Genomic DNA, 25,015 nt, shown 5'->3' with positions numbered 1-25,015 from the left:
GTACAAACTGTGCGGCGCCCAGCCGCAATCGCGATAGCTAGAGCGGCCGTTTCGCAGCCAGCGACCCATGTGGCTCGGTTTAGATCTGCTGCAAGTGGAGTTGGGGGGGCCAGGGTCGCTGCGCCGGTGTGTTTGCGAAGCCAGCGATCATACTTGCCTGGAGCATCTGAAGGATGAGGGCGTAGCCGCACTGGCGTGCCGACTGGAATGCCTGCGCGGCTGCTGTGCTGCATGAAATAGTCAAGTGCCTGAAATTCGCCAGGAATCTGCCGGCCCCAGTCGCTGCGTGCAGGTTCCAGCAAATACAGCACTTCGCCGATGGTTGGCGGTGGACCGATCTCACGCAATTGTCTTTGCAGGTACAGATTGGACTGCAGGACGATCTTCACATCTGGGAACTGACGTGTGGCCAATGTGTGGGCATCGTGATCTGCAACCCAGATTTCGTCAGGAAGAACCACTTGCCCATTGCGCGCAAAGCGGTCCCGGTAGTTTACCCAGTGGTCCAGCACCGCAATGCTATGTACACCACCAGCGTAAGCTAGGGCGCGGGCTTGGTGCTCCAGAACGCTGGCCCAGCCCGTGCCGCTAATCAACAAGCTTGCACCCCTGAGCGCGCTCGCAGTTTCGGCGAAAGTCTGTATGTCCAGCTGAAAATTTGCAGCAAGCGCGGCAGCAGGACCCTGGAGCACAGCTCGACATTCAAGCGGGTGCGCCAATTGCAGGGCTTCAATCCACGAAAGCGCTAGATTCGCAGCTCCCGCATCGTGGCAGACCAGTACAAGCGGCCCCTCAAGCTGTATCACGCCGGAACCTTGCATACAGCAGGATGTCTTCCTCGTTGCCTTCAACGATTTCCTGGCTCCGCCGTGTGCCCTCAAGTTGCATGCCCGATTTCTCTATCAGTCGCACCATAGGCTTGTTGCAGGCTAACGTACCTGCGGTGATTTTGCGTATCTTCGGTTGCGCCGACAGCCAGTCCAACAGCGTGTTCCAGGCATCCTGACCATAGCCTAGGCCCCAGAAACTGCGCTCCCCTAGCAAAATGCCTACGTCGGCCGTACCGTGGGGTAGCGAGACGTACGCCGTTGCAGTGCCAACTGCAAAGCCTGTCATCGACTCCCGGATACTGAGGAAATGATTGGGCCCCTGCGCGAAATGGGCGAGGAAGAGCTCGCATGAGGCGCGGTCGTGGTGTAGGAAGCGTTGGTTGCTCCAGCGCATAGTTTGTGGATCGTTAAGCCAACTAATGTACTGATCAGTCAGATCGGCAGGGACGAACGTGCGCAGTACTACTCGCTGGCCTGCCAGTTCGATGAATGCGTCCGATGTTGGCATCGGTAGTTAGTCCTTGAGCGCGTTCAACTGGCCCCAGATTTTGCGGATAGCCATGGCGACTCGCTGGATATCAGAGCTTTGGAACTCGCACATGCATAGATTTAGGCCAATGAACGTGCGCGTGTGGAGATCCTCTGCAACAGGGCAAATGCCAAAATCATAGTTAACTTCGCGTGCGCAGTAGGGTGAATTCCAGGGGAAGCCGCTAGTGCCGTATGCGATCTTCTGCTGGAACAGCGGATACATATGCACATTTTGGTAACCCGTCATAACACCCGGCACGCCTTCTGCACGCAGCGCCTCTGCGATACGCTGGCGGCTTACGCCGAGTGTGTCGATGTCGATGTGCAGGCCATACACGTAGTAAACGTGAGTGCAGTTTTTGGAAACGACAGGTGTGCGCAACCCTTCAAGGCCCGCGAGCGCTGCGTTTAGCTCGGCCGCAGCGCGTTGGCGGCTAGCCACACGTTCTTTGAGCTTGCCCAATTGCACCAAGGCGATAGCTGCCTCGATTTCGCCCATACGGAAGTTGTACCCCAGCATGTTGGATAGATCCGCTGGTGATGCGGCCTGCACCACGCACTCAGCGTGGTTACGGATGAGGCGTGTGCGTTCGGCTAAGTGGTCGTCGTTGGTGACAATGATGCCGCCCTCGCCGCTGTGGATGTGCTTATGGTAGTTGAGACTGTAGCCACCGATATCTGCTTGAGTGCCCGCATGGCGTCCCTTGTACAGAGCGCCTGGAGATTGAGCCGTGTCGACCAGCAACTTGATTTGATGTTTGGTCGCGATGGCGCGCAGTGCATCAATGTTGCATGATTGACCGAAGATGTCCACGGCCATGATGCCGCGTGTACGCGGTGAGATGAGACGTTCGACGCTTGCGGGGTCGATGTTGTAGCTCACCGGATCTATGTCTGCGAAGACGGGGATTGCATTCCAGTGAAGGATGGCGGTCGCAGTCGCAGCCATTGTCCAAGGCGTGGTGATGATTTCATCTCCCGGCTCTACTCCGATAGCGCCGATGCTAGCAATGAGGCCTGAGGTCCATGAGTTCACAGCTACGGCATGCTTCACGCCGAAGTATTCGGCAGCTTGCGCTTCAAGTCGACGGACGCGTGGACCGCCCATAAAAAAATCACCAGGTGCGCCGACATAGGCGGATAGAACACCGCTGCGTATCACTTCGACAGCAGCTTGCGCTTCTTCTTCTCCAACGCTGCGAAACAGTTCCAGCGGCTGGGCAATGGTAGGAGGGCCGCCGTTGATGGCAAGCCGGGATTCTAAAAGGGGTATTGTCATATCGGCTTTTCTTGGGGGGCGACGGCTGCTTCGCGTATTTTTTGGCATATGCGCTGAGCCGAGAGCGCACTGACCCCATTGCTAGCGAGCGGTTCACCACACGTCGCGGCTCCATACAGGTTTGCAACTGCCGCGCTCATCGCCAGGGGGTACTCGCCGGCGGTCTCTGCGGCTGGGCCGAGAGAGTGATAACCTTGAAAGTATGGGCTTTGTATCGTCCGGCGGATGCGCCAGTTCATTCCACCATTCTCCATTGTCAGCACGCCATTTGCCATAACCAACTCTAGCTCAAACATCGCGTAGTCGCTAGCATGGGCTATGTTCAGACTAAATGGCACGCCCTCGGCTGTGCTCATCAAGGCGGGGACTGTGGGGTCGTCTGACCAATGGTCATGGACAGGCATTCCTGCGCAGAGGACGGTCAGCGGGCCTGCAAGGTACTGCACTAGGTCAATCATGTGCCCACCGTTGTTCAGAATACCTTTGTTGTAGACAGCATTCAGAGAGCGCAAACGACCCCATTCGCCGGAGTCCAGCATGGTCTTCAGCCGGACTACGTCCGGTGCCCAGCGCCGCGTGTGGTTCACTGCGAGCAGTACACCGCTCTGCTGACAAGTGTTCACCCAATGCTCCGTTTCGGCCGCTGACATCGTGATGGGCTTTTCGCAAAAGATGATACGAGGCTTCAGGGCGAGCGCTGTCTGGATGTCATTCGCGTGCGCCGCTGTCGGACTGCAAATGCTGACGACTTTGGGGCGCAGGTTCGCTGCAATCGCCTGGGTGAGGTTGGCGAACCCTGTGGGGATGTTCCAGCGTGCCATGAAGGCTTCGCGTTTTGCGTCATTGGGCTCCACGCAAGCCGCTAGAGCAAAGCCGGGATTCCTGCTAAATGCGCCCGCGTGGGTCAGCGGTAAATCGCTTAAGGGGCGGTTTGCGTCGAAACCTCCAGCGATATTCCCGCAGCCGACGATGAGGACGTCTAGGAGTTTCAAGTCACTTACCTTAGCAGCGACCAGGAAAGCGGTGTGCCCCGCTTTACTGCATGGGTGACGCGGGAGCCGAGCACCTCTTCGAGGTGCCGGGGTGGAAGGCCAAAACCTGGGCGAATTGCGCGGACGTTTGTGGTCGTGAGTTCATCGCCGGGTGCGAGGTCTTCTACGACATAGAGGGAGCGACGGAACTGCAAGGAGTTGCGCTCAGCCTCTGTGGGGCCGTAATGCACGGTGCCCAAGCTCTGCCAGGCTCGGCCTGTTTCAACGACGAGTTGAGCGAGTTCTTCAGGTTCGAGAGAGAAGGCGCTGTCGACTCCACCGTCCGCGCGACGGAGTGTGAAGTGTTTTTCGATCACAGTGGCACCTAGTGCCACACCCGCCACGGAGGCGCCTACGCCCATGGTGTGATCCGAAAGCCCGACTTGGCAGCCGAAGAGCGCACGCATGTGAGGAATGGTGGATACGTTTGTGTTCTCCGGCGTGGCTGGATAGGTGCTGGTGCACTTGAGGAGAACTAGGCTATGGCAGCCGGCTTTTCTCGCTGCACGCACGCTCTCGTCCAACTCGGCCACAGAGGCCATGCCAGTCGAGATGATGACGGGCTTTCCTGTGCGCGCGACTCGGCGGATCAGTGGAAGGTCAGTGTTCTCGAATGACGCGATTTTGTAGCAGGGGGCTTCAATGCTTTCTAGAAAATCGACAGCTGTCTCGTCGAATGGGGTGCTGAACGCGATCATCCCAAGCTGCTTTGCACGGGCGAAGATTGGCGTATGCCATTCCCAGGGGGTGTAGGCCTGCTGGTAAAGTTTATAGAGCGAGGACTCCTTCCAGAGGCTGTCAGGGTCACGAATTTGAAACCCCTCGTTCTGGACATCCAGCGTCATGGTATCTGCCGTGTATGTCTGTAGCTTCAATGCGTGTGCACCGGCGCGCGCCGCAGCCTCTACCAATGCCATTGCTCGGTCCAATGACTGGTTGTGGTTGCCCGACATCTCCGCGATGATGAAGGGGGGATGGCCGGGCCCTATGTGCTTTCCTGCAATGACTACGTCGTCCTGAGCATTCATGCTTGAATTTTCCTGGAGAAGTGATAAAAATCCAGGCGGTAGCCGCCTTGTTCGAACAGGCGCAGTGAGGCTGTGTTGACTGCTCGCACCTGTGCATGGACCCAGAGGATTTCTGGGTGGCTCGTTGCGAGCCAGTGCTCCGCTGCACGCAGTAGACTGGAGCCAAGTCCTTGACCGAAGCGTTCCTGAGCGAGGTAAATGGAAATGGTGGCGCTGTCCTCACTCAGGTCAAACCGCACGACCCCGGCGGGGCCTTCGTCATCTTCGCCGATGAGCAGCACTTGATCGGATGCCGCCAGCACTTGCTCAAACCAGCGCTTGTGCAGGGGCTTCGCAATCTCAGTGTTGTCCAGAGACATTTCGCGTACGCGTGGCGCATTGCGCCATTCGAAGACGCGAGCACTATCGCTTGGTGCGGCGGGTCTCAGTCGCACTAATCCGGCGAGCATCGCGCTCGAGACTCGTTGTGCGCCCTGTCCATCGACCAGTGCCATGCCCGCTTTGGACATCGCTTCACGCAACGAGTTGTTGTCCAGGAGCGCTAGTAGGTGTGAGGATAGTCGTGCTGCTTCGGGCAGTGGGTCGTTAGGTACGTAGGCCAAGCCTGCAGCTGCAAGCGCACCCAATTGCGTGCGCTGGTTGTCCGCCAGCGCCAGAGCTAAGGTGGGCACCCCCAAGCAACAACGCTCCCATGTTGCGCCACCGCCAGCACCGATCGCGAGATCGCACCTCGCGAGGAGGGCCGCCATTTGATCCGTTTGAACATGGCATTTGGCGAGGGGCCATGCGGCGCAAAAGGCTGTGACGGCCTCGCGCGCGGGATGTGAGGTGCCGATCACGATGTCCAGTGCGAGTCCACGCTGAGCAGTCAGAGCGATGGCCTGAAGTACCGTGCCGGTCGCATTGCCCGCGTCCATGCCGCCCATGAAGACGAGTAGACGCTGCACTGCGCCTGTGCGCGGGTGCATTTTCTTGCGCGCGGCACGAAACTCGGGGCGCAGGAGGGCGAAATGGGGTCCCAGAAGGAGTTGCGTTGTAGTTGGGACGCGACCTTCGTACCGCGTCTGCGGTTGAGCCTGGAGGTTGATGTCGAGTAGGAGGTCGCAATTGTGGGGCCGTGCCAAGTCGTCGATGACCATGAGACGCCGGACAACAGGTCGCAGTACGTTTTCCCATTCTCTGCCAAGTCCGTAGTGGTCAACAACAAGCCAGTCGGGCACAAACCCCTCCAGGGCCTCGCACGTGGCATGGGCATCCTTGGTTTGCCTGTCCTCGGGCCAGTTGTTTTGCGGCGCGTCGTCGGTGGTAAGCAATGGCAGAGTGCGCAGGGAGTGCCCGCCAGCGGTGATGGCATTTGCCAGATGGGGTGGAAGCGAGCGGCAGAGGAAGGTGACCCGAGCGCCGCGTACCCTCAAAGCGTCTGCCAAGCAGAGGCAGCGCATGATGTGCCCGCTACCCATGGTGGGCCACGCGTCAGCCCTGATGGCCACTTTCATTGGGGTGCTCTCTGCTCCAGTGCGCGATAAATCAGCTCCGCGCGTTCCCAGTCCTCGGATGTGTCTATATCTATTACGCGCCAGTGTGGCAAGACGATCGTGCGACCATGGATATGGATATTCAAACCGCTAAGCCAGGCGTTGGCACGCCCCCAATAGAACTGTCCGGCATCGTGGTAGGCCGGTAGAAGGTCTTGTGTGCGGGTGGCCGCGTACTCCGGGAAGAACGGTGTTGTCGCGCCGCCTGCATCGCATCTCAGTGCGCGCTGGATGGGGGATGGGAATGGGGTGACGGGGAAGGCGTAGGTGGCGCCATCCTCCAGCACTGCCAGCGCAGTGCGAAGGTCGTCTGTACGCATGAAGGGGACGCCCGGGTAGATGCAACACACTTGCTCTACATGCCACCCGAGTTCTTCGCAGGCACGGATGGCGTGCGCGATAACCGGTACCGTGGGTGTGTAGTCGTCCGCCAGATTGGCTGGGCGCATGAAAGGGGTGACGGCACCCAGGTCTCGTGCGGTTTGAGCGATCTCTGTGTCGTCGGTGGAAACGATCACCGCGTCGAATAGGCCACTGGCTTCGGCCGTATGGATAGCATGGCCGATCATTGGTTTTCCACCGAAGGTTTTGATGTTCTTACGTGGGATCCGCTTGCTGCCTCCGCGCGCGGGAATGATAGCGAGCTTCATTCCGCCTCCCGGAGGGCCATGGTGAGACTGCCCACCACATGGTCCTGCTGTGCTTGCGTCATGGCGGGAAAGAGTGGTAACGAGAGTGTGTTGGCGTAGTATTTCTCTGCGGCGGGGAACTCTCCGAGACGAAAGCCGAGCCGCGCGTAGTAGGGTTGCAGGTGCACGGGGATGTAGTGCACGTTGACGCCGACTCCATCCTCGCGCAGGCGAGCGAACACAGTTGCGCGGTGTGCGCGTGTGCGCAGTGGGTCGATTTCCACCGTGTAAAGGTGCCAAGCGGACTCACGATCTACCAGTCGAGGGGGGAGGTGCAGAGGCAACTCCGCGAGAAGTTTGTCGTAGCGACTTGCGAGTTTCACGCGTTCTACCTGCAGCGTGTCAATGCGTTTCAGTTGAGACGCTCCCAGCGCTGCCTGCAGATCGGTAAGGCGATAGTTGAAGCCAAGTTGTTGTTGTTCATAGTACCAGGCGCCTTCAGGCGCATGGTCCATCTGCGCAGGGTCGCGTGTCATGCCATGTGAGCGTAGCAAGCGCAGCTTGGCGGCGATGGCATCGTCCTGAGTTGTGACTATGCCGCCTTCGGCGGTGGTAACGATCTTGACGGCATGAAAACTGAATACGGTGAGGTCGGCCCAGGCGCTGCCCACTGGGCGCCCCAGATACGAGGCACCGGCAGCGTGGGACGCGTCCTCTAGAATACGAAAGCCGTAGCAGTCTGCGAGGGCCCGGATCTCGCGCATGTCGCAGGGCAAGCCAGAGAAGTCGACGGGGATCAGTAAGGACGGGAGGCGGCCGTTCGCCTCAGCCTTCTTCAGCTTGGCAGTGAGCGCCGCCACGCTGATGTTGCGCGTGGCGCCGTCCATGTCGACGAAGTCGATATCAGCACCGCAGTAGAGCGCGCAGTTCGCAGAGGCCAGGAAAGTGTTCGGTGTTGTCCATACCAAAGATCCTGGTCCGACGCCGAGTGCGAGGCAGCCGATGTGCAACGCTGCCGTGGCGTTGGACACGGCGACCGCGTGCGCCACCTCATGGCGCACCGCGAACGCAGTCTCAAAGGCTGTGACCGATGGGCCTTGGGTGAGATACTCTGACTTCAAAATTGCGACGACGGCCGCGATGTCCTCTTCTGTGATCTGCTGGCAGCTATAGGGGATGTACATATAGGCACGCTCACATTGTCGTGGGGCTGGCAACGTACTTTTCAATGAGTGCGCAGAGTTGGTCTACTGACAAAAAATCTGGGTTTTTGCCACTGTCGTAGGCGAAGCCCGGCTCCACTGGTTTAGCGCCGGTTTTGGCGCAGTACTCTTTTAGCGTGAATTGACCTGCCAGCGGTAGGATTGCGTAGTAACTGCCGAGGTCCACAGTGCTTGCTGCATCACTTGATGTGATCATTTCCTCGTGGATTTTCTCGCCTGGGCGGATGCCGATGATTTCCTGCCGGCAATTTGGTGCCACGGCTGTCGCCACATCGGTGATGCGGTACGACGGAATTTTGGGAACCAGCACTTCTCCACCCCAAGCGTGCTCGATAGACCAGAGGACCATGTCCACGCCTTCTTGCAGTGAGATGTTAAATCGAGTCATGCGAGGATCAGTGATCGGTAGCGCACCGCTCTTGCGCTTCTCCAGAAAGAATGGGATGACGGAGCCACGGCTTCCCATCACGTTTCCGTAGCGTACAACGCTGAAACGGATGTCCCGATTGCCTTTGATGTTGTTGGCCGCAATGAAGAGTTTGTCGGAGCAGAGTTTTGTGGCGCCGTAGAGGTTTACTGGCGCAGCGGCCTTGTCTGTTGAGAGCGCAACCACGCGCTGTACGCCGTTGGATAGACAGGCCTCGATGAGGTTCTGGGCGCCGAGCACATTGGTCTTGATGCATTCGAACGGGTTGTACTCTGCTGCAGGCACCTGCTTGAGGGCTGCAGCATGCACAACGATGTCGATTCCTTCCAGTGCACGCCGCAAGCGAGCTTCGTCGCGCACATCGCCAATGAAGTAACGCAGACAAGGGAACTGGCTGGCCGGGAATACCTGCTGCATTTCATACTGCTTGAGCTCGTCACGAGAGAAGATAACGAGTCTTCGCACCTCGGGATAGCGTTCTAGTACGGTACGCACGAATGCTTTGCCAAAGGACCCGGTTCCGCCGGTAACGAGAATAGATTTGTCGGTCAGCATGAAGGTCCCACGAATGCTCTCTTGTTATTATCAACGACGTTGGCACGCGTGACTCTCGGGCGTGCCGCCAAACTTCCAGCGCGCCCCCCTCCCTCACTGTGCTGCCAAACCGTACCGCTGTCCGCTTGTCTTCGCTAGTCCTGCTTGCCTTGGACACCGCACTCATTCTTCTAGCTTGGGTGTTGTCGTTCTGGCTACGTTTCAATCTGGATGTGCCTGATGAGTTCAGCTCTATGGCTGTTGAGTCGGCTTTGCTGGCTGTGGGGTCATACTGGGTCGCCTTCGTTGGTATGGGAGTACATCGACAAGTCTGGCGCTACATCGGGTTGTCTGAGTTGCGTCAGTTGGCGATCGCTGTATTTCTCGCGTCTCTTTTGACCGCAGCTGCGGTGCTGATGCTGCGCGTGCCGAGCTTTCCTCGTTCAGTCTTGCTGCTCCATCCCCTGATAGTTTTGATGCTTTTGGTGGCTGCACGCGCTGCTTGGCGCACGCTCTTCGAGCGGGCCGTTTTGCCGACGGGAACTCGGCCCATATTGATCGTGGGGGCGCTTCAGGATGCCGCCGATGCCCTGCGAGCGCTCAAAGGCTCGGGCCATTGGCACCCGGTGGGTATTGTGTCGCACTTAGAGTCTGAGCAAGGGCGCTCGTTGCAGGGGGTGCCGGTACTTGGCACCACGACCAATATCGACTCTATTGCACGCTCCGTTGATGTGCGCACAGCCTTGCTTGCCAGTCCCGCCGGATCTGAAGGGCGTAGTGAAGTCCTGAAGTATTCCAGCGATGCGGGTCTCGCACTGCTGGCCATGCCTCGGCCCGATGAATGGCTTCGAACCGAGAGTGTCGGGCCGCGTCGCATCGAGTTGGAAGACCTGTTGGGTCGCGTTCAGGTGCAATTGGACGCCAAGGGCTTGTCAGATCTGTTTGCGGGTACATGTGTACTTGTCACCGGTGCCGGCGGCTCCATCGGCTCCGAGTTGTGCCGCCAGATTGCACGTTTTGGTGTGGCGCGTCTGGTTTGTGTAGATGTGTCTGAGTTCGCTATCTACCAGTTGGAGCAAGAACTGCGTGAAGCACACCCGCAGATGCAGGGCATGTACTACACCGCCAACGTGCGCGAGGTCGAGCGCCTGCACGCCATCGCGCGTCTTCATCAGCCGACAGTGGTGTTTCATGCGGCAGCCTACAAACACGTCCCGCTGATGGAGTCGCTCAACGAAATCGAGGCGTTGCGCACCAATGTCTTGGGCACCATGAATGTCGCTCGTGTGGCGGCTGCGATAGGAGCGGCGCGTTTTGTACTGATCTCTACGGACAAGGCCGTGAACCCGACCAACGTCATGGGGGCCAGCAAGAGGCTTGCGGAGCGGGTAATGCAAGCGGTGGCGTCTGAGCACCCGGGGACACGTTTTGTTGCAGTGCGATTTGGAAACGTGTTGGGTTCGAGTGGGTCGGTCGTCCCCTTGTTCGCGGAGCAGATTGCGCGCGGGGGGCCGGTGACCGTGACCCATCCCGATATCGTCCGGTACTTCATGACCATTCCCGAGGCTGCCCAGTTGGTCTTGCAGGCTGGCCTAATGGGGCAATCGGGGCAAATCTTTGTGCTGGATATGGGTGAGCCGGTCAAGATCGTGGAGTTGGCCAGAATTCTTGTTCGTTTGTCAGGAAAGACCGAGCAGGAAATTCCTATCGTTTTCACGGGCCTGAGGCCTGGTGAGAAGCTCTATGAGGAACTGCTGGCCAATGGAGAGACAACCGAGCCTACGCCTCACCCCAAGCTGCATGTCGCCAAGACCGATGCTTCTGGCGGCGTGAACCCTGAGGCGGTGAGTCAGAGTATCGCGGACCTGGGGGTTGAGCCATCTGCGTCTGCGCTCCGTTCATGGTTGCAGACGCAAGTGCCGGAGTACACCGCTCGATAGTGCAAGCGCAGGCTTTCGCGTCTACTGCGCAATCCCCGTCCTCTCCAGCACATCCCCCACCAACTCCAGCCGTACTAGCGGATTCTCGAGCTCCATCAAGCGCTGCTTGAGTTCCAGCGGTACGGGCAACAGCTCGCACCAGCGGTTGGATACCCAGCCGCAATCGTCCAGTTGCGCTTCGGTGGGCATGATGGCGTTGGGGGTTTCGGGGTCGCGTTCCCGGAGTGTGTGCAGCACCTGTGCCAATGCGGTTGCTGCCTTCTTGAGGTCGCCTGGGACGGGGACCGGGAGGTCGGGGTCTACGTGATCCACATCGGCGGTCCACAGGCCGTGGGGCAGGTGATGGCGCTGGGTGATGCGAAAACGTTGGCTGGCGCGGCACAGCAACGTGATCAGGCCTGGCTGGGGATGATCCAGCTGTTCGATGATCGCCAGGGTGCCGACGTCGTTGAAGCGCTCTTCGGGGGCGCCCGCCTGGCGCACTTCGTGGCCATGGGTGAGCGACACCACGCCAAACGGCGCACCTGCCTGGTGGCACTTGCGCACCATGTCCAGGTAGCGCACCTCGAACACGCGCAGAGCCAGCACGCCGCCCGGGAACAGCACGGAGTTCAGCGGGAAAAGGGGCAGGGATGACAGTGTGAGGGCTTGGGACATGAGCGGGGTGAGGCGCCTTGGCCCGCTATCATCCCACGGCGCAACCCGCTTTCGGTCCCGCCCTTGTTTTTTGTTCCCTCCGCCCCTTTTTCCACCCATGCTCTTTCAGATCACTTCTTTCCTGCTCGACGTTGTTGGTGGCTTGCTCACGGGGGCCTGTCTGCTGCGGCTGTACATGCAGTGGCAACGTGTTCCATTCGCCAACCCGGTGGGGGGGCTGGTGTTTGCCCTGACAGACTGGCTGATCATGCCGCTGCGCCGGGTGATTCCTCCGGTGGGGCGCTGGGATGTGTCGAGCCTGGTGGCTGCTGCATTGCTACAGCTGGTGCAGTACTCCCTGCTGACTTTGTTGCTCGGGGCCGCTTCTGCGTGGGCCTGGCTACCATGGCTGGCCCTGTTTGGCCTGGCGCGGGTGGCGGTGTCGGGGCTGATCGGCCTTTTGATCGTCTACGCCGTGATGTCCTGGGTGCAGGCGCGTTCACCGCTGTCCGATGTGATTGCGCGGCTGTGCGAACCGGTCCTGCGGCCGTTTCGCCGGATCATCCCGCTGGTGGGGGGCATCGACCTGTCACCCCTGGCCGCGCTGGTGCTGCTGCAGGTGGTCATGATTGTGCTGGGCCATTTGCAGGCCAGCGTCATGCGTTGAGCCGAAAAATCTACTTAAAAACGGCCCCTACGCGCAATAGGTAAGCCTGAGTAGCTATCAAAAAAAGAGCGGCCGCGCCAGATAGGCGCGGCCGCTCACTTTGCATCTGCGGGCCTTTGGTTACATCACTGCATCCGCCGGCAGGCGCTGCAGCATGGCCAGGCTGCTGGCCACGGTGTTGCGCAGTTCGCGGCGGTCGCAAATGAAGTCCACTGCGCCCTTGGTCTGCAGGAACTCGGCGCGCTGGAAGCCCTCGGGCAGCGTCACGCGCACGGTCGATTCGATCACGCGCGGGCCGGCGAAGCCGATCAGGGCCTTGGGCTCGGCGATCACGATGTCGCCGACGAAGGCAAAACCAGCAGAGACGCCGCCCATGGTCGGGTCGGTCAGCACGCTGATGTAGGGCAGGCCCTTCTTGGCCAAACGGGTGAGGGCGGCGTTGGTCTTGGCCATCTGCATTAGCGACAGCAGGCCTTCCTGCATGCGCGCGCCGCCGGTGGCGGTGAAACAGATGAAGGGCACCTTCTGCTCGATGGCGGTTTCTACGCCGCGCACGAAGCGTTCGCCGACCACGGAGCCCATGGAGCCGCCCATGAAATCGAACTCGAAGCAGGCCGCCACCACGTTGATGCTCTTGACCGCGCCACCCATGACGATGAGCGCATCGGTCTCGCCGGTGTTCTCCAGCGCTTCCTTCAAGCGCTCGGGGTACTTGCGGCTGTCCTTGAACTTCAAGGCGTCCACGGGCAGCACTTCCTGGCCGATTTCATAGCGGCCTTCGGCGTCGAGGAAGGAGTCCAGGCGCGCACGGGCACCGATGCGGTGGTGGTGGCTGCAGTGGGGGCAGACGTTCTGGTTGTGTTCCAGGTCAGCCTTGTAGAGCACCGTCTCACAGCTTGGGCACTTGATCCAGAGGCCTTCGGGCACCTGGCGGCGCTCGGTGGGGTCGGTTTGCTGGATCTTGGAGGGCAGAAGTTTTTCGAGCCAGGACATGGTTTTCCTCTGTATGAATGGGCCATTTGCGGCACGGCCTTGAAACTGGCGCGGCCTAAAGGCCAGGGCTCCCGCGCAAGGGCCGCCCCGCCGCGCTGGGAGCGTCCCCCTTCCCGCGCGGAGCGCGAGAGAAGGGGGAAGCGGCAAAGCCGCTCAGGGGGATGCTCTTTATTTTACGCGTCCAAAGCCTTGCGGATGCCGCGCAGGAAGTCGATGGTCAGGGGCACCACCTTGGCATGCTCCTGGTCTTCGATCAACTGGATGATGCGGCTGCCGATGACCACGGCGTCTGCCACCTTGCCGATCGCCTGCGCCGTGGCCGCATCGCGGATGCCGAAGCCCACGCCGACAGGGATGTGCACATGCTGGCGGATGCGGGGCAGCATCTGCTCGACTGCCGCCGTGTCGAGTGCGCCGGAGCCGGTCACGCCCTTGAGCGACACGTAGTACACATAGCCGCTGGCCACGCGCGCCACCTGGGCCATGCGCTCGTCCGTGCTGGTGGGGGCCAGCAGGAAGATCAGGTCCATGCCATTTGCCTGGAGGCTGGCGGCGAAGGCTTCGCATTCCTCGGGCGGGTAGTCCACGATGAGCACACCATCGACCCCGGCCTCGGCGCTGTCGCGCACAAAGGCGCCCTCACCATGGACTTGGTCATAGCGCTCCACCGGGTTCGCGTAGCCCATCAGCACCACGGGCGTGGTGGTGTTGCGCTTGCGGAACTCACGCACGTGGTCCAGCACCTGCACCATGCCGACGCCCAGGCCCAGGGCCTTTTCGCCCGCCTTTTGGATCACGGGGCCGTCGGCCATGGGGTCGGAAAACGGCACACCCAGCTCGATCACATCGGCACCGGCCTCCACCATGCCGTGCATGAGGGCGGGCGTGATGTCGGCAAACGGGAAGCCTGCGGTGACGTACGGGATCAGTGCCTTGCGGCCCTGGGCTTTCAGCTGTTCAAAAGTGGTCTGGATGCGGCTCATTGCTTGGCGTCTCCCGGGGCGCCCTTGACGGTCAGGCCGCGCATGGAAGGGCGGTCGTAGAAATCTTCACCCGAGAGGTCAGCCACGGTGCCGATGTCCTTGTCGCCCCGGCCCGAGAGGTTGACCAGGATGGCCTGGTCGGGCCGCATGGTGGGCGCTAGCTTGAGGGCGTAGGCAAAGGCGTGGCTCGATTCGAGCGCCGGGATGATGCCTTCGGTGCGGCACAGGTGGTGGAAGGCCGACAGTGCTTCCTGGTCGGTGATGCCCACGTACTCGGCGCGGCCGATCTCCTGCAACCAGGCGTGCTCGGGGCCCACGCCGGGGTAGTCCAGGCCCGCGCTGATGCTGTGGGTTTCGGTGATCTGGCCGTTGGCGTCCTGCAAGATGAAGGTGCGGTTGCCATGCAGCACGCCAGAGCTGCCACGCTGCAGCGATGCGGAGTGTTTGCCGCTGTCCAGGCCCTCGCCCGCAGCCTCCACGCCGATCAGGCGCGTCTTTGCGAACGGAATGTAGGGGTGGAAGATGCCCATGGCATTGCTGCCGCCGCCCACGCAGGCGATCACGGCATCGGGCTGCTCGGCAGCGATCTTTTGCTCGGCCAGCATGGCAGGCATTTGTTCGATGGACTCTTTGCCGATCACGCTCTGGAAGTCGCGCACCATCATTGGGTAGGGGTGCGGGCCCGCCACGGTGCCGATGATGTAGAAGGTGTTGTCCACATTGGCCACCCAGTCGCGCATGGCTTCGTTGAGCGCGTCTTTCAGCGTCTTGCTGCCCGATTCGACGGGCACCACGGTGGCGCCCAGCAGCTTCATGCGAAACACATTGGGGCTCTGGCGTTTGACGTCTTCGCTGCCCATGTAGACCACGCATTCGAGGCCGTAGCGCGCGCAGATGGTAGCCGTGGCCACGCCATGCTGGCCTGCACCGGTCTCGGCGATCACGCGCGGCTTGCCCATGCGGCGTGCCAGCATGGCCTGCCCGATCACGTTGTTGATCTTGTGGGCGCCGGTGTGGTTGAGGTCTTCGCGCTTGAGGTAGATCTGCGCGCCGCCCAGCTCGCGGCTGGTGCGGGCGGCGTGGTAGACCGGCGAGGGGCGGCCCACGAAGTGCTTGAGCTCGTACGCAAACTCGGCCACGAAATCCGGGTCGTTCTGGTAGCGGGCGTAGGCGTCGCGCAGTTCCTGGATCGCGTGGGTGAGTGTTTCGCTGACGAAGCTGCCGCCGTAAGGGCCGAAGTGGCCTGAGGAATCAGGTTGCTGATAGGAATTCATGAGGGTTCTTTGCAAGTTGGGCATCGGCCGCACGCACGGCGGCGATGAACCTTTGGATCTTTCCGGCGTCCTTGATGCCCTTCAGGGGCTGGCCATCGGGACCGTTCGGGTCCGTGGCCTCGACGCCGGAGCTGACATCAACCGCCAGCGTTTTGCAACGCGGGCGGACTTGCAAAATGCCATCGATCACGTTTGCAGGCGTGAGTCCACCAGACAAAACGAGGTGAGAGCTGACGCTTGGTGGAAGGAGTGACCAATTGAATGCCTTGCCGCCGCCGCCATAACCTTCGACATGGGCGTCGAGCAGGATGGCCTGGGCGTGAGAATAATCGTTTGCGTATTTTACGAGGTCGAACCGGGCGGCACCATCACCCAGGGGAATGCGTGCTGCGCGCAGGTAGGGCCTGGCGCCCTGACCGGTGGCTGCAAGGCAGTCCTCGGGCGATTCGTCACCATGGAATTGGATGGTTGCGCCCGCTACCAAAGCGCTTGCAGCTATTACATTTGTAGCATTCTCGTTCACGCAGAGCAGCACTGGGGTCACAAACGGAGGCAGGCGTTTGGCCAGCTGGGCTGCGCGCGCCGGCGTGACCGCACGGGGGCTCGGGGCATAGAGCACAAAGCCGATCGCGTCGGCACCTGCGGCCACGGCCGCATCCACGTCCTCCTCGCGGGTCAGGCCGCAGATCTTGATGCGGGTGCGGGCGGGGGGAAGGGGGGCGATGTCTTGGGCTTTCATGGCAGCCAATCATACGCAGCCGTGCGCTGGGGCAGGCCCCAGCGGGCTTCGTAGACCGGGCCCTGAAAATACAGCCCGTCGGGAGAAAACGTGGGTGCGGCCGCGTCGCGTGACTGCGCGGCCAGCACCTGGGCCATCCATTCGGGCGGCTGGTCCCCCCGGCCCACGGCAATCAGGCAGCCCATGATGTTGCGGATCATGTGGTGCAGAAAAGCATTGGCTTCGAATTCAAAGCGCCAGTAGCAGGGGCTCCAGCCCAGTTCCGGGTGGGGGTCGCCGAGGCCCCGGCGGGTGATGTCGATGCGGTGCAGCGTCTTGACGGGCGACTTGGCCTGGCAGGCAGAGGCGCGAAAGGACGTGAAGTCATGCTTGCCCAGCAGGATGTCGGCCGCCTGCCGCATGGCATCGTGGTCCAGCGGGTGGAACACCCAGCCTACGCGTCCGGCATCCACACTCGGCCGTACCGGCGATTGCAAGAGCACGTAGGCATAGCGACGCGCCACGGCGCTGGCGCGGGCGTGGAAATCTGAGGGGACGGGTTGCGCCCACTGAACGGCAATGTCGGCCGGGAGAAAGGTGTTGGTGCCCCGCACCCAGGACGATGCTGGCCGCTGAAGCGGGGTGTCAAAGTGCACCACCTGCATCAGCCCGTGCACCCCCGCATCGGTGCGGCCAGCGCACAGGGTGCTCACGGGGTGCGTGGCAAAGCGGCCCAGGGCCGCTTCGAGTTTGTCCTGAATCGTGTTGCCCGACAGCTGGCTTTGCCAGCCGCTGTAGGCCTGGCCGTTGTAGCTGACACCCAGTGCCACCCGCGTCATGGGGTGGCCTGGGGACGGGGTGGGTGGGGTTGTGTGTGCCGGAGAGGGCAGCATCAGCCCAGTTCGGCCAGCATGCGCTGGGCGCGGGTCTTGAGTGCGCCGCTGGATTCCGCAACCACCTCTTCAATCAGCGTGCGGGCACCGTCGGTGTCACCAATGGCGTTGAACTCTTCCGCCAGCGCCAGCTTGGTAGCCAAGGGGTCGTCCTGCGCGGCGGCGGAGCCGTCGTCCGAGGAGTCGGCCACCGGGGCTGGCGCCTTGGCTGCGGGGGCTGCCATGGGCTTGGTGGGCGCATTCAGGTCCAGCGACAGCTCGCCCAGGTCGAATTCCATGGGGCCGGAGTCCTTGGCGTCACCCGTCAGCGGCATGGGGCCGGAAGGGGCCATGCTCAGGTCGTCAGCGCTGGGGAAGTCCAGGTCGGCCACCGGAGGCGGCGCCATGGGGCTGGGCGACGTGTCGGGGCTGTTCCACGCGGCGGGAGGTTCTGCGGACGGTGGGGGCAGATCCAGTTCGGGGCGCAGTGTGGGGGGCTCGTCCGCGTCCGACGGCGTGTTGCCACGGGCGCTGGTGGCCGCGGCAGCTGCTGCAGCAAATCCGCCGGGGGCAGCGGGAGGTGCGTCGGTCAACGCGTCATCGGGCAGGTCCAGGTCGAGATCCAGGTCCAGGTCGGGCGGCAGGGCCGCATCAGCGGTGCTGCCTGCGCCAGTGAAGGTGCTGGGGAAGCCGCCAGGGGGCAGCGATGGCGACTCGTCTTCGCCCATGCCGGGGCGGCCGCCCGGTTGGTACAGGCGGTTGTCGGGTTCCAGGTCATGGCCCAGTTCGGCGATGCGCGCCCAGTCCGGGCCTTCGCCTTGGGTCAACTTGAAGACCTCACCGGCGACGGCCTCCAGGGCCTTGCGGTCCTGGCGCTTGGCGTAGATTTCTCCCAGCTTGACGTGCACAGAAACACGGCCGGGGTTGTGGCGGACGGCTTCTTTCAGGATTTCTTCGGCCTGCAGGTCGCGGCCATAGGCCAGGTAGACATCGGCCTCGGCCACGGGGTCCACATCGCCACCGGCATCCAGCTGGCTCGGCGAATAGGCCATGGACGAGCCAGTGGTCATGTCGCTGTTGGCCGTGTCTACGCGTTGGCCGCCGCTGGCGCCAAAGAAGGAGTCGGGCTGGATGCGGCTTTCGAGGAAGGAGCTGTCCACGCCGTTGTTCTGGCGGCGACGCTGGACAACGCGGTAAGCGACAAACCCTAGCGCCCCTGCGACCAGGAGACCACCAATCGGCAGCAGCGGATCGTCTATCAGACCGGCCAGGAGGCCGGGCTCTTCGACCGGCGCGGGGGCCGGGGCTGGCGTGGGTACAGGCGCCGGGGCTGGAGCCGGTGCAGGGGCTGATGCTTCAGCCGCAGGCGCCGACGCGGCCGCTTCGGCAGGAACCGATGCTTCTGCCGGAGCGCTGGCTGCGGCGGCAGGCGCCGATGCTGGGGCCTCGGGGGCGGGCGGGGCCGTGGGCGTGGCGGGTACGGCGGGCGCTTGCACGGCCACGCCTGCGGGGGCACTGGCAGCGCCTGCGGCTGCAGGTGCGGCACTGCCGCCTGTAGCGGACGAAGCTGCGCCCAGCTTGTTCAGGTCGGTGATGTTCTTGGACAGCTCGGCCATCCGGGTGGCGGCTTCGCCCGCCTGCTTGTCTTTGGCGACCTGCTCTTCGGCCGCCTTTTGGCCCTTCACAGAGCCCTTGGAGAGCGTGAGCTTGTCAGGCGCAGCCGTGGCGGGTTTTTTGTCTTCCACCCGGGTTTGCACAGAGCCCGAGGCCGAGCGTTGTGCGGCAGCCACTTCGGTGGACGGGGCTGCGCCAGCGAGCTTGCGGCGGAAGTCGTTGAAGTCGCGCGCCTGTGCAGCGAGGATCTGACGTGCCTCGGGGACCGTGGTGGACTGGGCTGCAGCCTCGTCGGGCATTTGCAGCACAGCGCCCGCCTTGATGCGGTTGACGTTGCCCTGGATGAACGCGTCGGGGTTGGCGCGCATCATGGCGACCAGCATCTGGTCCAGCGACACGCCTGCGGGCTTGTAGCTATTGGCGAGGCGGCCGGCCGTGTCGCCCGCCTGGACGGTGACTCCATCCGTGGGGGTGGGGCGCGGAGCGGCGGCAGGACGGGGCGCAGCCGGTGCGGCGGCAGATTCGGTGGGCCTGGGGGCCGCTGGTGCACGCACGGCAGGCGCGGCTTGCACTGCGGGGGCAGAAATCTGGGGCGAGGCCGTGACCGCAGGCGCCGGACGGCGCAGCGCGGGTGGGTCGAACAGCATGGTGTAGCTGCGTACCAGGCGGCCAGTACCCCAGTTGGCATCCAGCACCAGGTCCAGGAAGGGCTCGTTCACGGGGCGGTCGCTGGTCAGGCGCAACACGGCCGTGCCGTCGGGGCGGCGCTGCAGCTGGATCTGCAGGTTGTTCATGGCCTGGGTGTATTCCATGCCCTGAGCGCGGAACACTTCGGGGGCAGCGGCTGTGGCGCGCAGCGTGTCGGCTTCGGCCGGGGTGATCTGGGGCAGGTCGATTTCTGCGCGCAGGGGCTCGCCCAGGGCCGACTGCACAGTGATACGGCCCAGTGCCAGGGCTGATGCATCGCTGGCGTAAAAACCAGAACAAGCCACGGCCGCGGCCGCCAGGACAGAGAATTTCCAACGATGCATGTTTGCCAACAACTGATGAGGGTTTTGTGCGGCTCGGACGAGCGGTGCTTTTTTTGTCATGGTCTGGTCCCGCCCCGGCGCGTGAAAATATGTAAAAAGCACCATAGCATCAATGTTTTGCACTGACAAGCTGAGGTGGCGCCGAAGCTTTGAGAGGGGTGCCGGGGCCCCAACTTGGGGCATCCGGTTGTTGCCAATTGCCAACGTCCCGTAACGGAGTGTGTCTGGTGTCTGGACGTGAAAAAGCGCGCACACGGGGGTATGCGCGCTTTGAGAAGAGGGCCCATCGGCCCTGGAATCACGCGTCCAGCAGGATGCGCAGCATGCGGCGCAGCGGCTCGGCAGCGCCCCACAGCAGTTGGTCGCCAATGGTGAAGGCGCCCACATATTCGGGGCCCATGGCCAGCTTGCGGATGCGGCCCACGGGGATCGTCATGGTGCCGGTCACGGCCACGGGCGTCAGGTCCTGGATGGTCGCTTCACGGGTGTTGGGAACCACCTTCACCCACTCGTTGTCGGCCGCGACCATGGCTTCGATGTCGGCCACGGGCACGTCCTTCTTGAGCTTGAAGGTCAGCGCCTGGCTGTGGCAGCGCATGGCGCCCACGCGCACGCAGAAGCCGTCCACGGGGATGGCGGCGGTGCTGAAGCCTTCGCCCTGGCCCAGGATCTTGTTGGTTTCGGCCATGCCCTTCCATTCTTCCTTGGACATGCCCCAGCCAGGCTCGTCCTGGCTTTTGCCAATACCCAGGTCCTTGTCGATCCAGGGGATCAGCGAGCCGCCCAGCGGCACGCCGAAGTTGGCGGTCTCAGCACCGGTCAGGGCACGTTGCTTGGCGATCACCTTGCGGTCGATTTCCAGGATGGCGCTCTTGGGGTCGTCGAGCAGCGAACGCACTTCGGCGTTCAGCGTGCCGTATTGCGTGAGCAACTCGCGCATGTGCTGGGCACCGCCGCCCGAAGCGGCCTGGTAGGTCTGGGTGCTCATCCACTCCACGAGGCCCGCCTTGTACAGCGCGCCCACACCCATCAGCATGCAGCTCACGGTGCAGTTGCCGCCGATCCAGTCCTTGCCGCCGTTGGCGAGCGCGTTCTTGATCACGGGCATGTTCACCGGGTCGAGCACGATGACGGCGTTCTTTTCCATGCGCAGGGAGGAAGCCGCGTCGATCCAGTGGCCGTTCCAGCCCGCAGCGCGCAGCTTGGGGTACACCTCGCTGGTGTAGTCGCCGCCTTGGGCGGTGATGATGATTTCGCAGCGCTTCAAGGCCTCGATGTTGAACGCGTCCTGCAGGGCAGTCTCGTTCTTGGCCTGGGCAGGGGCCTTGCCGCCTGCATTCGAGGTGGAGAAGAACATGGGCTCGATCAGATCGAAGTCCTTCTCTTGTTCCATGCGGTCCATCAGGACCGAGCCGACCATGCCGCGCCAGCCGACCAACCCTACCAACTTGCTCATTTCAACGCCCCTTTCAGTGTAAGAAACAGTGCCCGACCGGGACTGACTTCTGCCCCGGCTCGTCTGGGCCAGGGAGGGCGCACGACGATACCGGAGCTGGGTCAGCCCTTAATGGTCGTGGTTTTGGTGGTGATTGCGCGCACAGCCACGCCTGCCAGGGCGGCAGTAGCGGTGTTCAGGGCGAACGGGCGGGCGGCAAACATAGGGTGCGATTGTAGCGGATCAGGTCCCATCACCGTGTTTTGAGCGCTTTTTGCCCAGATTTACCGGGCCGGGCGATGCTTTCAAGACACAGCGGGATGCGGGCGCCCATGAAAAAGCGCCGCAATGCGGCGCTTTCTGGGGACGGGGTGGGCCCAGCAGACTTGCGTCCACCGGGTCAATGGGCCTCAGGCGGCCAGCGCCTTCACCACGGCATCGCCCATCTGCGCGGTGCCCACCTTGGTGGTGCCTTCGCTGTAGATGTCGGGCGTGCGCAGGCCCTGGGCCAGCACCTTTTGCACGGCGGCTTCGATGCGCTGGGCGGCGGCTTCCTGGTTCAGGCTGAAGCGCAGCATCATGGCGGCGCTCAGGATGGTGGCCAGCGGATTGGCCACGCCCTTGCCCGCGATGTCGGGGGCGCTGCCGTGGCTGGGCTCGTACAGGCCCTGGTTGCTGCTGTTCAAGCTGGCCGACGGCAGCATGCCGATGGAGCCGGTGAGCATCGAGGCTTCATCTGACAGGATGTCGCCGAACATGTTGCCGGTGACCACCACGTCAAACGCCTTGGGCGCTTTCACGAGTTGCATGGCCGCGTTGTCCACATACATGTGCTGCAGTTCGACGTCGGGGTATTCCTTGTGCACGTCGGTGACCACGTCCTTCCAGAACTGGAAGGTTTCGAGCACGTTGGCCTTGTCCACGCTGGTGACCTTCTTGTTGCGCTTGCGGGCGGCCTGGAAGGCGACGTGGGCGATGCGCTCGATCTCGGGGCGGCTGTAGCGCATGGTGTCGAAGGCTTCCTCGGCACCGGGGAAGTGGCCATCGGTGGCCACACGGCGGCCACGCGGCTGGCCGAAGTAGATGTCACCGGTCAGCTCGCGGATGATGAGGATATCGAGGCCCGCGATCAGCTCGGGCTTGAGGCTCGAAGCGCCCACCAGTTGCTCGTAGCAGATGGCGGGGCGGAAGTTGGCGAACAGGCCCAGGTTCTTGCGCAGGCCCAGGATGGCCTGCTCGGGGCGCAGGGGGCGGTCGAGCTTGTCATATTTCCAGTCGCCCACAGCGCCGAACAGGATGGCGTCGGCTTCCTTGGCGAGCTTGAGCGTGGACTCGGGCAGCGGGTGGCCGTGGGCTTCGTAGGCGGCGCCACCGACCAGGGCGGATTCCATCTCGAACTTCAGGTCGAGCGCCTTCAGGACCTTGACGGCCTCGGCGACGATTTCGGTGCCAATGCCGTCACCCGGCAGAACTGCGATTTTCATTGGTTTGCTTCTATTTTGATAGCTGCTTGGGCAATCTGGTTGCGCGCAAACGGCCATTTTGATGGGTATTTTGGGGCTCAGGACACCATGGTGTGTGCCAGCCAGGGCTTGGTGGCCAGACGCTCTGCTTCAAACGCCCGGATCTTGTCGGACTTGCGCAGGGTCAGGCCGATGTCGTCGAAACCGTTGAGCAGGCAGTACTTGCGGAAGGCGATCACGTCGAACGGGATTTCTTCGCCCACCACCTCGTCACGGTTCTGGCGCACGACCACCTGGCGCTCCAGGTCGATGGTGAGCTGGTAGCCGGGGAAGGCCGCCACTTCATCGAACAGCTGGGCCACGGTGGCCTCGGGCAGCACGATGGGCAAGAGGCCGTTCTTGAAGCAGTTGTTGAAGAAGATGTCGGCAAAGCTGGGCGCGATCACGGCGCGAAAGCCGAACTGGTCCAGCGCCCAGGGGGCGTGTTCGCGGCTGGAGCCGCAGCCGAAGTTCTTGCGCGCGATCAGGATGCTGGCGCCTTTGTAGCGCGGCAGGTTCAGCACGAAGTCGGGGTTGGGCTTGCGGGCGGACTCGGGGATGCCCGGCTCGCCCTTGTCCAGGTAGCGCCACTCGTCAAACAGATTGGGGCCAAAGCCCGTCTTCTTGATCGACTTGAGGAACTGCTTGGGGATGATCGCGTCGGTATCGACGTTCTCGCGGTCCATTGGGGCCACCAGGCCCTTGTGCACGGTGAATTTCTGCATGGCTGCCTTGTGGTTACTTGTTGGCGGCGCGTTCGAGCGCGCCCCCTGCCCGTTGAACGTCCTGGCCCACGCCCTTGACGGTGTTGCATCCGGCCAGCAGCAAGGCGGCAGACAGTGCGATGAGGGTTGCGGCAATTTTCTTCATGGCGTGCTCCTTCAGGCGAATTGGCGAATGTCCACAAAATGGCCGTGCACGGCAGCAGCGGCGGCCATGGCGGGGCTGACGAGATGGGTGCGGCCCCCAGCGCCCTGGCGGCCTTCGAAGTTGCGGTTGCTGGTGGAGGCGCAGCGCTCGCCGGGCTCCAGGCGGTCGGCGTTCATGGCCAGGCACATGCTGCAGCCGGGTTCGCGCCATTCAAAGCCTGCGGCCTTGAAGATCTGGTCCAGGCCTTCACGCTCGGCTTGCTCTTTGACGAGGCCCGAGCCGGGCACCACCAGGGCCAGCTTCACGTTGCTGGCCACCTTGCGGCCCAGGTTCTTCACCACGGCAGCGGCTTCGCGCATGTCTTCGATGCGGCTGTTGGTGCAACTGCCGATGAACACCTTGTCGATGGTGATGTCGTTGATGGGCTTGCCGGGCTGCAGGTCCATGTAGGTCAGCGCACGCTCGATGGCACCACGCTTGTTGGCGTCTTTTTCCTTGTCTGGGTCGGGCACGCGGGCGTCGATGCCCAGCACCATTTCGGGCGACGTACCCCAGGTGACCTGTGGCTGGATCTCGGCAGCATCGAGCTTGACCACGGTGTCGAATTGCGCGTCGGCATCCGAGTGCAGCGTCTTCCAGTACGCCACGGCCTGGTCCCACTCCACGCCCGTGGGCGACAGGGGGCGGCCCTTGACGTATTCAATCGTCTTGTCGTCCACGGCCACCAGGCCCGCGCGCGCGCCGCCTTCGATGGCCATGTTGCACACGGTCATGCGGCCTTCCATGCTCATGGCGCGGAAGACGGAGCCTGCAAACTCAATGGTGTAGCCCGTGCCACCCGCCGTGCCGATCTTGCCGATGATGGCCAGCACCACATCCTTGGGGGTCACGCCCTTGGCGAGCGTGCCGTCCACCTGCACCAGCATGTTCTTGGCCTTCTTGGCCAGCAGGGTCTGCGTGGCCATGACGTGCTCGACCTCGCTGGTGCCGATGCCGTGGGCCAGTGCGCCAAACGCGCCGTGCGTGCTGGTATGGCTGTCGCCGCACACCACGGTCATGCCGGGCAGGGTGGCGCCGTTTTCGGGGCCAATCACGTGCACGATGCCCTGGCGCTTGTGCATGAAGGGGAAGAACGCGGCGGGCGAGATCGTCGCCATGTTGTCGTTCAGCGTGGTGATCTGCTCTTTGCTGATCGGGTCGGTGATGCCGTCGTAGCCGTGTTCCCAGCCCGTGGTGGGCGTGTTGTGGTCGGCCGTGCCCACGATGGAGCTCATGCGCCAGACCTTGCGGCCCGCCTCGCGCAGGCCTTCGAAGGCCTGGGGGCTTGTGACTTCGTGCACCAGATGGCGGTCGATGTAGAGGATGGAGGTGCCGTCCTCTTCGGTGTGGACAACATGCTCGTCCCAGATCTTGTCGTACAGGGTGCGTCCCAT

At 62.5% G+C, this 25,015-nt stretch carries 22 protein-coding genes; 2 read left to right on the top strand and 20 right to left on the bottom strand.

The window, feature by feature from the left end; genetic code table 11:
• Nucleotides 1-792 precede the first annotated feature (792 nt).
• The 8 genes from A1D30_RS13195 to pseB are packed head-to-tail and all read right to left on the bottom strand — an operon-like array spanning nucleotide 793 to nucleotide 9,068.
• Nucleotides 793-1,338, bottom strand: a complete 546-nt coding sequence (locus A1D30_RS13195; protein ID WP_063461182.1) for a GNAT family protein — start codon at nucleotides 1,336-1,338, stop codon at nucleotides 793-795.
• Nucleotides 1,339-1,344: 6 nt separating this feature from the next.
• A complete protein-coding gene (locus tag A1D30_RS13190) occupies nucleotides 1,345-2,640 on the bottom strand; it encodes a DegT/DnrJ/EryC1/StrS family aminotransferase (RefSeq protein ID WP_063461181.1) in 1,296 nt (431 codons plus the stop codon).
• Nucleotides 2,637-3,632, bottom strand: a complete 996-nt coding sequence (locus A1D30_RS13185) for a Gfo/Idh/MocA family oxidoreductase (RefSeq protein ID WP_199865984.1) — start codon at nucleotides 3,630-3,632, stop codon at nucleotides 2,637-2,639. Before A1D30_RS13185 ends, A1D30_RS13190 begins: the two co-directional genes overlap by 4 nt.
• 5 nt (nucleotides 3,633-3,637) lie before the next feature.
• Nucleotides 3,638-4,699, bottom strand: a complete 1,062-nt coding sequence (gene pseI, locus A1D30_RS13180) for a pseudaminic acid synthase (protein WP_063461179.1) — start codon at nucleotides 4,697-4,699, stop codon at nucleotides 3,638-3,640.
• Complete coding sequence (gene pseG / locus A1D30_RS13175) at nucleotides 4,696-6,195, bottom strand: UDP-2,4-diacetamido-2,4,6-trideoxy-beta-L-altropyranose hydrolase (RefSeq protein ID WP_063461178.1); 1,500 nt, start codon at nucleotides 6,193-6,195, stop codon at nucleotides 4,696-4,698. Before pseG ends, pseI begins: the two co-directional genes overlap by 4 nt.
• Nucleotides 6,192-6,884: a pseudaminic acid cytidylyltransferase gene (pseF, locus tag A1D30_RS13170; RefSeq protein ID WP_063461177.1), complete on the bottom strand. Its 693-nt coding sequence runs from the start codon at nucleotides 6,882-6,884 to the stop codon at nucleotides 6,192-6,194. The genes pseG and pseF overlap by 4 nt, the downstream gene beginning before the upstream one ends.
• The gene (pseC, locus tag A1D30_RS13165; RefSeq protein WP_063461176.1) at nucleotides 6,881-8,047 is read right to left on the bottom strand and encodes a UDP-4-amino-4,6-dideoxy-N-acetyl-beta-L-altrosamine transaminase; all 1,167 of its coding nucleotides are present in this window, start codon (nucleotides 8,045-8,047) and stop codon (nucleotides 6,881-6,883) included. Before pseC ends, pseF begins: the two co-directional genes overlap by 4 nt.
• Nucleotides 8,048-8,057: 10 nt before the next feature.
• Nucleotides 8,058-9,068 carry a UDP-N-acetylglucosamine 4,6-dehydratase (inverting) gene (pseB, locus tag A1D30_RS13160; RefSeq protein WP_063461175.1) on the bottom strand — a complete coding sequence of 337 codons (1,011 nt, stop codon included), beginning with the start codon at nucleotides 9,066-9,068 and terminating at the stop codon, nucleotides 8,058-8,060.
• A gap of 149 nt (nucleotides 9,069-9,217) precedes the next feature.
• Here pseB and A1D30_RS13155 point away from each other — a divergent pair, with 149 nt between their 5' ends.
• Complete coding sequence (locus tag A1D30_RS13155) at nucleotides 9,218-10,987, top strand: nucleoside-diphosphate sugar epimerase/dehydratase (protein WP_242421880.1); 1,770 nt, start codon at nucleotides 9,218-9,220, stop codon at nucleotides 10,985-10,987.
• Nucleotides 10,988-11,008: 21 nt separating this feature from the next.
• Here A1D30_RS13155 and A1D30_RS13150 read toward each other — a convergent pair whose 3' ends face one another.
• Entirely contained in the window at nucleotides 11,009-11,644 is a 636-nt protein-coding gene (locus A1D30_RS13150) for an LON peptidase substrate-binding domain-containing protein (RefSeq protein ID WP_063461174.1), read from the bottom strand.
• A gap of 97 nt (nucleotides 11,645-11,741) precedes the next feature.
• Here A1D30_RS13150 and A1D30_RS13145 point away from each other — a divergent pair, with 97 nt between their 5' ends.
• The gene (locus A1D30_RS13145; RefSeq protein WP_063461173.1) at nucleotides 11,742-12,290 is read left to right on the top strand and encodes a YggT family protein; all 549 of its coding nucleotides are present in this window, start codon (nucleotides 11,742-11,744) and stop codon (nucleotides 12,288-12,290) included.
• A gap of 120 nt (nucleotides 12,291-12,410) precedes the next feature.
• On the opposite strand, the gene accD is transcribed toward A1D30_RS13145, so the two are convergent.
• The 11 genes from accD to leuC form a co-directional block, all read right to left on the bottom strand.
• Nucleotides 12,411-13,283: an acetyl-CoA carboxylase, carboxyltransferase subunit beta gene (accD, locus tag A1D30_RS13140; protein WP_063461172.1), complete on the bottom strand. Its 873-nt coding sequence runs from the start codon at nucleotides 13,281-13,283 to the stop codon at nucleotides 12,411-12,413.
• 173 nt (nucleotides 13,284-13,456) lie between these two features.
• A complete protein-coding gene (trpA, locus tag A1D30_RS13135; RefSeq protein WP_063461171.1) occupies nucleotides 13,457-14,266 on the bottom strand; it encodes a tryptophan synthase subunit alpha in 810 nt (269 codons plus the stop codon).
• On the bottom strand, nucleotides 14,263-15,540 hold the full coding sequence (gene trpB / locus A1D30_RS13130) for a tryptophan synthase subunit beta (protein ID WP_063461170.1): 1,278 nt from the start codon (nucleotides 15,538-15,540) through the stop codon (nucleotides 14,263-14,265). Before trpB ends, trpA begins: the two co-directional genes overlap by 4 nt.
• Nucleotides 15,518-16,279 (bottom strand): phosphoribosylanthranilate isomerase, encoded by a 762-nt coding sequence (locus A1D30_RS13125; protein WP_063461169.1) that lies wholly within the window; start codon nucleotides 16,277-16,279, stop codon nucleotides 15,518-15,520. Before A1D30_RS13125 ends, trpB begins: the two co-directional genes overlap by 23 nt.
• Nucleotides 16,276-17,097 carry a tRNA pseudouridine(38-40) synthase TruA gene (gene truA, locus A1D30_RS13120; protein WP_063461168.1) on the bottom strand — a complete coding sequence of 274 codons (822 nt, stop codon included), beginning with the start codon at nucleotides 17,095-17,097 and terminating at the stop codon, nucleotides 16,276-16,278. The genes A1D30_RS13125 and truA overlap by 4 nt, the downstream gene beginning before the upstream one ends.
• A 53-nt stretch (nucleotides 17,098-17,150) precedes the next feature.
• The gene (locus A1D30_RS13115) at nucleotides 17,151-19,775 is read right to left on the bottom strand and encodes a FimV/HubP family polar landmark protein (protein WP_063461167.1); all 2,625 of its coding nucleotides are present in this window, start codon (nucleotides 19,773-19,775) and stop codon (nucleotides 17,151-17,153) included.
• Between the two features lie 298 nt (nucleotides 19,776-20,073).
• Nucleotides 20,074-21,231: an aspartate-semialdehyde dehydrogenase gene (asd, locus tag A1D30_RS13110; RefSeq protein WP_063461166.1), complete on the bottom strand. Its 1,158-nt coding sequence runs from the start codon at nucleotides 21,229-21,231 to the stop codon at nucleotides 20,074-20,076.
• 389 nt (nucleotides 21,232-21,620) lie between these two features.
• Nucleotides 21,621-22,694, bottom strand: coding sequence for a 3-isopropylmalate dehydrogenase (gene leuB / locus A1D30_RS13105; RefSeq protein ID WP_063461165.1), 1,074 nt, complete (start codon nucleotides 22,692-22,694; stop codon nucleotides 21,621-21,623).
• A 77-nt stretch (nucleotides 22,695-22,771) separates the two neighbouring features.
• Nucleotides 22,772-23,437, bottom strand: coding sequence for a 3-isopropylmalate dehydratase small subunit (gene leuD / locus A1D30_RS13100; RefSeq protein ID WP_063461164.1), 666 nt, complete (start codon nucleotides 23,435-23,437; stop codon nucleotides 22,772-22,774).
• Nucleotides 23,438-23,450: 13 nt separating this feature from the next.
• Entirely contained in the window at nucleotides 23,451-23,582 is a 132-nt protein-coding gene (locus tag A1D30_RS13095) for an entericidin A/B family lipoprotein (protein WP_063461163.1), read from the bottom strand.
• Nucleotides 23,583-23,593: 11 nt separating this feature from the next.
• A complete protein-coding gene (leuC, locus tag A1D30_RS13090) occupies nucleotides 23,594-25,015 on the bottom strand; it encodes a 3-isopropylmalate dehydratase large subunit (protein ID WP_063461162.1) in 1,422 nt (473 codons plus the stop codon).

This window comes from Acidovorax sp. GW101-3H11, from assembly GCF_001633105.1.
Lineage (GTDB): Bacteria > Pseudomonadota > Gammaproteobacteria > Burkholderiales > Burkholderiaceae_C > Acidovorax.
The sequence above is the reverse complement of the archived record's forward strand: the minus strand, read 5'-3'. Positions and strand labels throughout refer to the sequence as shown.